Origin of the sequence: Psychromonas hadalis ATCC BAA-638, from assembly GCF_000420245.1 — a bacterium.
Lineage (GTDB): Bacteria > Pseudomonadota > Gammaproteobacteria > Enterobacterales > Psychromonadaceae > Psychromonas > Psychromonas hadalis.
Window position 1 is genome coordinate 1 of sequence record NZ_ATUO01000126.1, and the last position, 10,303, is coordinate 10,303.

Here is a 10,303-nt window from a genome sequence, read left to right on the forward strand (position 1 = left end):
CTGGATTGGTGGTTAACTGTACTTAACTTGTATTATTTAAACCCGTTGGCTCTGGTTTTACATAATGTAGGCATATACAACCTTTGAATATTAAGATTTTAATAACACTCACAACGTCACTATTACTGATGAGTTGTAATGAGACCGTTGTCTTGATAATGGTGGAAGCTACAATTACGATAGTTGCGAATGTGATTTTGAAGAGAGTCACCCATTCAAAGAGACAGAGCAATGCTGAAAGGGGCTAAAGATAACCTTTACCCCAAAAAGTTCATTATTGCCAATCTAAAATCACTTTACCAGACAACCCTGAACGCATCATGTCAAAACCCGCTTGGAAGTTATCTATTTTATAATGGTGGGTAATAATGGGCGTTAAATCTAATCCTGATTGGATTAAGCTTGCCATTTTATACCACGTCTCAAACATTTCACGTCCATAAATACCCTTTATTATCAGTCCTTTAAAAATAACTTGATTCCAATCAACGACCATATCTGAAGGGGGAATGCCTAATAATGCAATCTTACCACCATGATTCATATTGGTTAACATGCTATTAAATGCAGAAGGGTTGCCTGACATCTCAAAGCCCACATCAAAACCCTCTGTCATACCAAGTTCCAACATAACATCTTCAAGTTTTTCATTTATAACGTTTACTGCACGTGTAACCCCCATTTTCCTTGCAAGTGTGAGGCGGTATTCATTAACATCGGTAATGACGATATGACGAGCACCAATATGCTTAGCAACGGCAGCTGCCATAATGCCAATAGGACCTGCGCCTGTAATAAGCACATCTTCACCCGCTAAATCAAACGATAGGGCGGTATGAACCGCATTACCAAAGGGGTCAAAAATAGCGGCTAAGTCATCTGAAATTTCAGTTGGGATCTTAAATGCATTAAACGCAGGAATGACTAAAAACTCAGAGAACGCCCCCGTACGATTAACACCAACGCCAGTAGTATTTCGGCATAAATGAATACGACCACAACGGCAATTCCGGCAATGCCCACAGGTAATATGTCCCTCACCTGAAACACGATCGCCAATATCAAACCCACGTACTTCTTGGCCAATGCCAACCACTTCACCGACATATTCATGTCCAACGACCATCGGAACAGGAATGGTTTTTTGTGACCATTCATCCCAGTTGTAGATATGGATATCGGTGCCACAAATAGCGGTTTTCTTAATACGTATAAGTAGATCATTGTGACCCATTTCAGGTTTTTCAACCTGAGTCATCCAGATGCCTTGTTCAGGCTTTAATTTTACAAGTGCTTTAATTTTCATAATTGAATGAGCCTCATTGCTTTACCTACTTTGATAAAGGCATCAATTGCACGGTCAAGTTGCTCCCGTGAGTGGGCTGCTGACATTTGTGTACGGATACGCGCTTGGCCTTTTGGTACCACTGGAAAAGAGAAAGCAACCACGTAAATATCTTCTTTTAATGCAAGTTCCGCAAATTCGGCCGCTATTTTTGCATCGCCTAACATAATGGGAATAATCGCGTGATCCATACCACCCATAGTGAAACCCGCCGCTTCCATACGAGTACGGAAGTGTGCAGAGTTTTCCCGTAACGTACTGCGTAAATCAGCAGACTCGGCCAACAAATCAAGCACACGAATAGACGCAGAAACAATGGCTGGCGCAACTGAATTGGAAAAGAGGTACGGCCGTGAACGTTGACGTAACCAATCGATCACCTCTTTTTTACCCGCAGTATAACCACCCGATGCACCGCCCATTGCTTTGCCTAACGTACCCGTAATAATATCAATGCGATCAATAACATTATGATGTTCATGTGTACCCGCGCCATTCTTGCCCATAAAACCGACGGCGTGGGAATCATCGACCATCACTAGCGCTTCATACTTATCGGCTAAATCACAGATAGCAGGCAAATTTGCAATTACACCATCCATCGAAAACACACCATCAGTTACAATAAGCGTATGACGTGCCCCCGCTTCTTTCGCTGCAATAAGTTGCTTTTCAAGCTCTCCCATATCGTTATTAGCATAACGAAAGCGCATCGCTTTACAAAGACGAACACCATCAATAATTGATGCATGGTTAAGTGCATCTGAGATGATTGCATCCTCTTTACTCAAAATGGTTTCAAACAACCCCGTGTTCGCATCAAAGCATGATGTATAAAGAATCGTGTCCTCTTTACCTAAAAAAGTAGACAGTTTTTCTTCTAATACTTTATGTGAGTCTTGCGTACCACAAATAAACCGTACTGAGGCCATACCAAAACCGTGCTCATCCATCCCTTCTTTTGCAGCTTGAATGAGGCTAGGATGGTTTGCTAATCCTAAATAGTTATTGGCACAAAAATTTAAGACTTGTTGACCCGTCGCAATAGAAATAGACGCTTTTTGAGCGGAAGTAATGATGCGTTCAGATTTATATAAACCGTCATGTTTAACTTCTTCAATTTGATGTTTGATTTGGCTATAGAATGCGCAAGACATAGTGTTTCCTTCATTTAGTCTGATTTTTTTATAAAAATGGGAATTAATTTATTAATAAATAGATTATAATCGAAATTTATTGTGGCGATTAGCCCTTAAGTTGGAAAAGCATTAGTGAATCATGGTCACAAATAAATTAATAAGTTTACTACCAGATCTGGCTACTTATATCGTTGTCGTCAATGAGGGAAGCTTTACTGCAGCAGCTAAAAAATTGGGCGTAACCCCCTCTGCACTAAGTAAATTAATCACTCGTTTAGAAAATGCACTGTCGGTTAAACTGTTCGAGCGTACAACACGGCGTTTATTGATCACAGAATCCGGAAAAAAAATAGTCCAACAGTCTGCAATTATAGTGGAAGCCGCACAACAAGCAATTAACATCTCTAGTTGCGAACATAGTGTACCCGCCGGCAATTTAACAGTTGCAGCTCCAAAAGCATTTTTAACCATTGTACTACAACCCTTAGTCACGCCTTTTTTAAAGCAATATCCAGAAATTAATTTAAAACTAAGAGCATCGGACGGTGACATCGATATGATAGAGCAAGGTATTGATGTGGTTTTTCGGTTAACGGATAAACCAACGCAAGGCCTTATTTTAAAAGAAATTGGCAAGGTTAATTTAAGTTTATGCGCCAGTCCGGCTTATCTAAAGAAGAGAGGATTACCCCTTGTTCCACAAGAATTAACACAACATGATTGTTTATATTTAGGTGAAACAACAAAAGATCATATATGGGAATTTGTAAAAGGGTCGCAAAGTCACATTATTGCTGTAACGGGTCGTTATGCAGTCAATCATTCTCAAATGCGTTTAAATGGTGTTAAAGATGGATTTGGGATCGGTATCTTTCCCGATTTTGTGATTAAAGATGCATTACAAAACAAAGAAGTCGTACCCGTTCTCGCTGATTGGCAGATAAAAGGAAATTACCACGGCGTAATAGCGATGCAATATGCTCAAAATAAATATATGCCGTCACGATTAAAAGTTTTCACCGAATTTGTAAAACAGCATTTAATCACAGCATAAATTTCCCCTTAATAAGTTCAAGGCCATCATTGTTAATGATAGAAAATCAGCATCAATTAAATAACAGTTATCAAGATCACGGTTACTTTGTGATTAGAAATTATTTTAGTATTTCTGAAATTTCAGCACTCAGAGAAGTGGTATTAAAATTTCATCAGGCATGGAAGCAAGACAACGCCACATTTTATCGCGAGGAAGCGTTTAATTCCTCGTTAATTACCGGCAGTCAGTACCTTGCATCAGACGATAGAGTGACGCTTTTTAACTTTATCGGCTCAAAAAAAATGATGAATATTGTTGATGCCGTGATCGCCAATAACCCCGCTTTTATGAATACCCAACTGTTTTTCAACCCCGTTAATCCACAGCAAAAAGATTTCTGGCATCGAGACTGTCAATATGACCATGACATTGAAATACAAAAACAAGTGATTCACGAAACACAAGTGGTACACTTTCGTGTGCCTTTATTTGATGAACTAGGCATGGAACTGATACCCGGCACACATAAACGTTGGGACAGTGAAGAAGAACATAATGTGCGCCAAGAAGAAAAAGGATGTGAGAGTCATCACGAACTTTCTGGTGGTAAAAAAATCGAGTTAGCGGCAGGGGATTTACTGGTATTTTCTGCAGATATGATCCACCGTGGTTTATACGGATTAGATCGCTTAGCTTTAGATATTTTAGTGTTTGATCCAGAGGGTGACTTTGTTGACTACGTTGATAATGATTGTTTACCTCCCATTGGTATGTTGGATAAAATTGAAAATCCAAGATTATTTATGAATACGCTCGATTTAAAGTCAAAGGCTGAGTTGTACCAGAAAGCTTAGTTAGCAATTAAAGCCGAAAGTAACACCTCAAGTAATCAAGTTGCTAAAGCAATCTCTGAAAATGGAAATTGCGTTTGTAATTACCTTCATTAAGACTCTGTAGCGATTACTATTTACTAATAGTCGCCAATGCAAATTTGATATTGGAATGCAAAGTAAACTAAGGCTCTATTATCTTGATTTTACTCACTCGTGGAAATTCTGTTTTCAGTTTCTACTTGTCAAACCTTGAGTGTGTCATGCTTTCAAATATTGAAACTGGTTTATGAAACCTAAAAAGGGTAAAGTTACTTAAAATCAGTAAGTTATGGCGAGTGTTTGCGTTGTCAAAAAGGCAAGTAACAAGCAATTTAAACACAACTAAAACCGTTGTCTCCGTTGCGCTTAATGTGGAAGCCATGTTTTTACATGGCCCCGCTTAGTAAACGAATTCCAGTGTTACATGCGGATATTTTGATTTGATTTATGAACTAATTTTATAAATGCTACTTGGTAGTGTAACGGTTTAACAAGAATGAATATGAATGTATATAAAACTAAAAAAATTGTCGCTATCGGTGGAGGCCACGGATTAGGCAGAATATTGGCTGCGTTAAAAGGATTTGGCAGTAACGCGACAGGCATTGTGACCACCACCGATAACGGAGGTTCAACAGGTAGAATTCGTCACTGCCAGGGAGGAATTGCTTGGGGTGATACACGCAATTGTATTAATCAACTCATTACCGAACCTTCGCTCGAATCAATTTTATTTGAGTATCGATTTAAAGGGGAGGGTGAACTTAATGGCCATAATCTAGGTAATTTAATGCTCACGGCTCTGAATAATATGTCGGTTAGGCCATTAGAAGCGATTCAACTTATTCGTAATATGTTAAAAGTTGAAGTCAATATTGTGCCTATGTCCGAACAACCCTCCGACCTGAAAGCACAAGCGGTTAATGGACAATGGGTTCACGGCGAAACGAGTATTGATGAAATGCAACAACAGCTACAGCGACTCGCTTTGGAACCAAAGATTGCTGCAACTCATGAAGCTATTGTTGCAATTATGCAAGCCGATTGTATTATTCTTGGCCCAGGTAGTTTCTTAACCAGCATCATGCCACCACTGCTCTTACCTGAAATAAGCGTTGCAATACATAATAATCAAAAAGCAAAATTAATTTTTATTGAAAACCTTTCACTTGAACAGGGCCCAGCGGGAAGAATGAATATTAACCAGAAACTTGAGTGGTGTGAAAGGGCATGTAACGGGCGAAAAATTGATACACTAATTGGTGAAAATATCGATCCTAATCTGGATGATAAATGGCATTTCATCCAGGCAGATTTAGCGTCAGAAAGTTGCGATTGGCGTCACGATAGAGACAAACTTATGCGAACAATTATTGCGCAGTTTGATCCATAATATTAAGGATATTGTCACTGAGCAGTTTAATAAAACAGATTAAATCTCCAACATAAAACGACGTATTTTAGTCCGTTTATTACGGCATTATATATTCTTCACTGTATTGGGTATCAAATGGATATAATCATTAAGCAAGAGATTGATCTTCACCAAATCTGGTTTAGAAACAATAAATCAGTAGTCAAGCGTTTACTACATCCTGAATTTAGGGAAGTTGAAGAGTCGGGACGAAGCTATAACTTTAATGAAATAGTTTCTTTAACAGACAATGAAAAACACTCAGAAGATAGAGTTCATTCTCAAGATTATGAGTGCATAAATCTAGAAAAAAATGTAATTCTTTTGCTTTATAAATCTGCCTTGTTGAAGCCTTCAGGTGAATACGGCTCTTTTACTAAACGCTCTTCTATTTGGGTGAAATCAGATAGTCAATGGCAAATGAAATACCATCAAGGCACCAGTTGTAAAGCATTTAAAATAAACATATAACAAGCAATTTTAGTCCACTTAATATGGGCGTTAAGCGCCTATAACCATTAGTCATAGGTAGTCCGAATATCGGCCATGTATTTTAGTATTTGTTAGTTTTGTAGGGGATCGTTTTTTAAAAATAGCGTGTTGGTAACTCAGAATCTCAAAATATGACTCATCATTGTTGCCTATTTTGAGATCATATCCCAGAACACACCGTGAATAGCAGTCTCTAACGAAGTTAACTCGAACTTCATCGACAAAATTCTTATCTTCATCTTTGAAGCCGATATGTAGATTATACGGCCTCGCTTCAACCCGTTCTAGGGTACTTTTTGTATCAAACTCTGAGTTTTTTGGATTTTAAAATCTTCTTAAATTGAACATTGGGTTTCATTATATTGCCTCCTATTGATAATTCACATTCAATGTGGCACGGAAAAAAGCACATGTAAAACTCCCGATTCCCATCATTAATTACACCTATATTCTGTCTAAATTACAACTAAATTATTACTGTGTGCTTTTGATTTTATTGACATAACGACATTTATTATCACGGTAGGGATAACGCGGGCTTAAGGCGATTTTGGTAGATTAAAATTATTTTCAATTTATTTTTACGGAATTATTGTCAATAAACTTATTTGGAGGTTTTCCTCATTATCTGTTCAAAAATTCGGTAAATACCGAATAATAAAATATGTATCTTGCTTGAAATGTTGGGGTACTTAAAGGGTGCAAGGGCCAAATACACTCTGTATGGTTCCGATAATTTTTTACTTGTGCTGATTATTAGCGAACCTACAATTTAACTGTGTTTATATACAGTAAAATTGTAATGAAATTTATTCCAATTACAGCAAGTGCTGGTATTACGAGCTTTTAAAGTCCTGCCAGTGACTATCTACATCTTGATGCACTACTCGTTGAGCCCCCAAGTGCGACATTCATTGGCAAAGCCGATGGCCATTCAATCAAGGGGTGGGTATATTCAGTGGTGATATCTTAATTTTTGATCGTCATGTGACAGTCAAAATACAGATGTTATTGTCGCCAACTTGAATGGCAAGTTTATCGGCAAGATTATTAATAGAAGAGAACGTCTTTTACTGTCTGCGAACCCACAACACAAAACTATTCCCATTAACGAAGATGACCAGTTTACGATTGAAGGTGTTGTGATTCGTTCAATACGCTGTCACCGTACCAGTCAGCTTTTAGAGGCACACATATAGTGTTTGCGCTGGTGGATGCTAATTCATTCTATTGCAGTGCCGAACAAGTGTTTAGGCCCGAGTGGTGCGGTAAACCCATGGTTGTTTTATCCAATAATGATGGTTGTATTGTGGCAGCGAATAAACAGGCCATCGCATTAGGTATCCAAAAGTTTAAGCCCTTTTTTGAGGTAAAGGCGTTCTGTCAACAAGCCGGTATTATTGCTTGCTCATAAAATCATGAACTCCATGCTGATTTATTCCATAAAATGATGCAAGTTATTAGGAATTTTTATCATCTAATCACTATTTGTTATTGGTATATTTTTTTATGAGCAACCAAATTAAAATATTGTAACCCCTAGCTGACACTTTAATTCACCCTATATTTGAACTGCTTCATCAATGAATTAAATGGTTCTATCATAATTAGATTGTTACTGAGCATTAACCACTTTAAAAGTAGGCCTATGTTTCTAGAAGTATGAAGCAACTCAATGTTTGTTCACTATATGTTCAGTACAATATTTAACCTACTTTAATTTCACGAGGAATTATCAATGCAGATAGATGGACATCACACACTCACATACGTCATTTCGAGACTAGCAGGGCTTGACCATGAAGATGCTGATATTGTCGCATATAGTGCACAATATGTGGATGAAGCGACCAATACGGGGGTGATTAAGTTCGACAATGGTGCAATGTATCACCGCACGGCATCTGCTCACAAAATGATGGATTACAGAAATTCTGATGAACTTGCAAACCACCGTGTTTGGGTGCCGTTTCATTTTTTACCTGGTAATGGTGGTTTACCTGCTGGTGAGAACCCTGATGGAAAATTTATCGAAAAGCTTATCTGTAAGCCTGATAGCTATACTGCCCGTGACATGCTCAAATCAATGATGGGGGATAAAGATAAAAATTACTCTCTTCATCGACTTGGAATAACGCTACACGTATATGCTGATACTTTTGCGCATCAAGGTTTCTCTGGAGTAAATCATAAAATCAATGAAGTTACCGAACTAAGTAGTGGTAATGCAGAAAACGATGATAGCTTTTTTGAAAAGATGAAAAATTTCTTCGTCAGCACTATGTTTCCTCTTGGTCACGGAGCTTCACTATCTCACCCTGACAAACCGTTTTTATCCTGGAGTTACATCGATGGCAATGGGAAAGCTGTAGAAAGAAACAACCACCCAATTTTCTGTGATGCAGCAGATGCAATGTGCCGAGTTGTTCAATGCTACATAGCCAAGGACGAATCTATGAAAATAGGTGAGCAGGCGGGATTATCAGACGAGGATAAAGTTTTAATAGGTAATCTTCTCGCTGAATTCACAAGTGAAGACGGAGATGAAAGACATGCAGCTTGGTTAGATGTTATATCTTCAGGTGCATTTGCATTTGGTCCAGTTCAATTAGAATTTAAGCCTAAAGGAGATGGCTCGTGGAAGCATCAAGCCATCAGCCAAGAGAAAGAAGAAGATCAAGATGAGGATGTGTTTCCATACCATGCTGATTTTTTACATTCGAATTGGAAGCTATTCCATGATGCTCTCCAAGCGCACAGGTTCGATATATTGCATGATGTTTTACCTAAATATGGAATTTGTGTTGCCTAAAAAATCCTAGATCGCTAGGTCTAAATTAGGGAGGGCAATTACCGGATATGAACAGGTAAAGAGAAGGGCTTTTAATTGCATTAATCAAAAGCCCTTATCTGTTGTGGTTGCCCTCCCTGACTTGAGCAGGGAACCTGACGATGCATTGAGAATACAGCGACTCAAAAAAATATTATCTAAGGTTATTTATTAGGTTCACTCTTCCTTTAAGGATACGTAAATACCCTTTATCGTGTGGGGTACATGATAAAGAAATCCACCTTTTTCCATTTGGATGTAGAAGACATGCATGGCGTTTCCCACTGATAATCGACCTCCCTAATTTTTCTAGAGAGCGGATATACTTTCTAACGTCTTTGTTGTTACAAACCATGGTAATAACCTCACAAACGATTATTTATTTCAATCATCGTTTCTTTGCTTACTACATTGTTGCACAACTTATTGTCTGGTTCATCTAAAAATTTTGCTAAACCTTTTCTAACTCACGCATCTGATATTTAGGCCAAGGTGCGATAGTTGTTGAATGACCAATAGTTAACACTCAACTGTATCCCTCTAGTATTAAGACAATGAAGGTTTGGAAGCACATTATACTGAACGTTATTTTTTGATTTAAAATTGCAGCTAACCACTCTCTTTAATTTTTAATATGTTTTTATGCACAGTGCAGTGTTATTCCGTATTTTGTTTGTTAATACGAACTTTTTCTATCTATCCACTTGATTAAGGTTTTACTTTTATTCTTAAGATGTTGATTAGTTATTTAAATTTGATAACATTGCATCAAATTTAAATAAATTAGACCGTTCTATTTATCCACAGTAAATGCGGATAAATTCTGTCTAATAAGCTGTTAGTCTGCCTTAAAACCTGTTGTGTATTTTCAGTTTTTGAGTAGTGATTTGTAATCTGAAATTGGTTTTGTAACGTTCATCAATTGGTGCGTTGTGAGTTTGCTAAGTCTGTTCATTCCGCCAAGTAGGGCTGTCACTAATAGTCGTCTGCGCACTATTAGCAAAAATGGTTTGCTCCGCTCCATTATTTCCTACTTGTTTATAATGGCGTAATTCTGTTTTTAGTTTTTGAAGTGTTGCGTCCTGAGTTTCTTGAAGGCTAATTTGGTTTTTAGTTTCCAAGTGCTACATTTGTCAGTCATTGAGATCACATATTCAAGTGGCTAAAAAGCAATG

Annotated in this window: 7 protein-coding genes and 2 pseudogenes; 7 read left to right on the forward strand and 2 right to left on the reverse strand. The window is 37.9% G+C overall.

Annotation, left to right across the window (positions count from 1 at the left end):
- Positions 1 to 274: 274 nt before the first annotated feature.
- Positions 275 to 1,306, reverse strand: coding sequence for an L-threonine 3-dehydrogenase (tdh, locus tag G322_RS0114080; protein WP_022942387.1), 1,032 nt, complete (start codon positions 1,304 to 1,306; stop codon positions 275 to 277).
- Positions 1,303 to 2,502 carry a glycine C-acetyltransferase gene (locus tag G322_RS0114085; RefSeq protein ID WP_022942388.1) on the reverse strand — a complete coding sequence of 400 codons (1,200 nt, stop codon included), beginning with the start codon at positions 2,500 to 2,502 and terminating at the stop codon, positions 1,303 to 1,305. The genes tdh and G322_RS0114085 overlap by 4 nt, the downstream gene beginning before the upstream one ends.
- Before the next feature lie 121 nt (positions 2,503 to 2,623).
- Here G322_RS0114085 and G322_RS0114090 point away from each other — a divergent pair, with 121 nt between their 5' ends.
- From G322_RS0114090 to G322_RS0114115, 7 genes and pseudogenes are all read left to right on the forward strand, one after another.
- Positions 2,624 to 3,538, forward strand: a complete 915-nt coding sequence (locus tag G322_RS0114090) for a LysR family transcriptional regulator (protein ID WP_022942389.1) — start codon at positions 2,624 to 2,626, stop codon at positions 3,536 to 3,538.
- Between the two features lie 35 nt (positions 3,539 to 3,573).
- Positions 3,574 to 4,374, forward strand: a complete 801-nt coding sequence (locus tag G322_RS0114095) for a phytanoyl-CoA dioxygenase family protein (RefSeq protein ID WP_022942390.1) — start codon at positions 3,574 to 3,576, stop codon at positions 4,372 to 4,374.
- 520 nt (positions 4,375 to 4,894) lie between these two features.
- Positions 4,895 to 5,785: a uridine diphosphate-N-acetylglucosamine-binding protein YvcK gene (yvcK, locus tag G322_RS0114100; protein WP_022942391.1), complete on the forward strand. Its 891-nt coding sequence runs from the start codon at positions 4,895 to 4,897 to the stop codon at positions 5,783 to 5,785.
- A gap of 117 nt (positions 5,786 to 5,902) precedes the next feature.
- On the forward strand, positions 5,903 to 6,277 hold the full coding sequence (locus G322_RS0114105; RefSeq protein WP_022942392.1) for a nuclear transport factor 2 family protein: 375 nt from the start codon (positions 5,903 to 5,905) through the stop codon (positions 6,275 to 6,277).
- 823 nt (positions 6,278 to 7,100) lie between these two features.
- Positions 7,101 to 7,497, forward strand: a pseudogene (locus G322_RS24305) (LexA family protein).
- Positions 7,497 to 7,709, forward strand: a pseudogene (locus G322_RS0114110) (Y-family DNA polymerase); the annotation flags it as partial. The pseudogenes G322_RS24305 and G322_RS0114110, both read left to right, overlap by 1 nt.
- A 327-nt stretch (positions 7,710 to 8,036) precedes the next feature.
- Positions 8,037 to 9,110: a DUF6765 family protein gene (locus tag G322_RS0114115; RefSeq protein WP_022942393.1), complete on the forward strand. Its 1,074-nt coding sequence runs from the start codon at positions 8,037 to 8,039 to the stop codon at positions 9,108 to 9,110.
- Positions 9,111 to 10,303 lie beyond the last annotated feature (1,193 nt).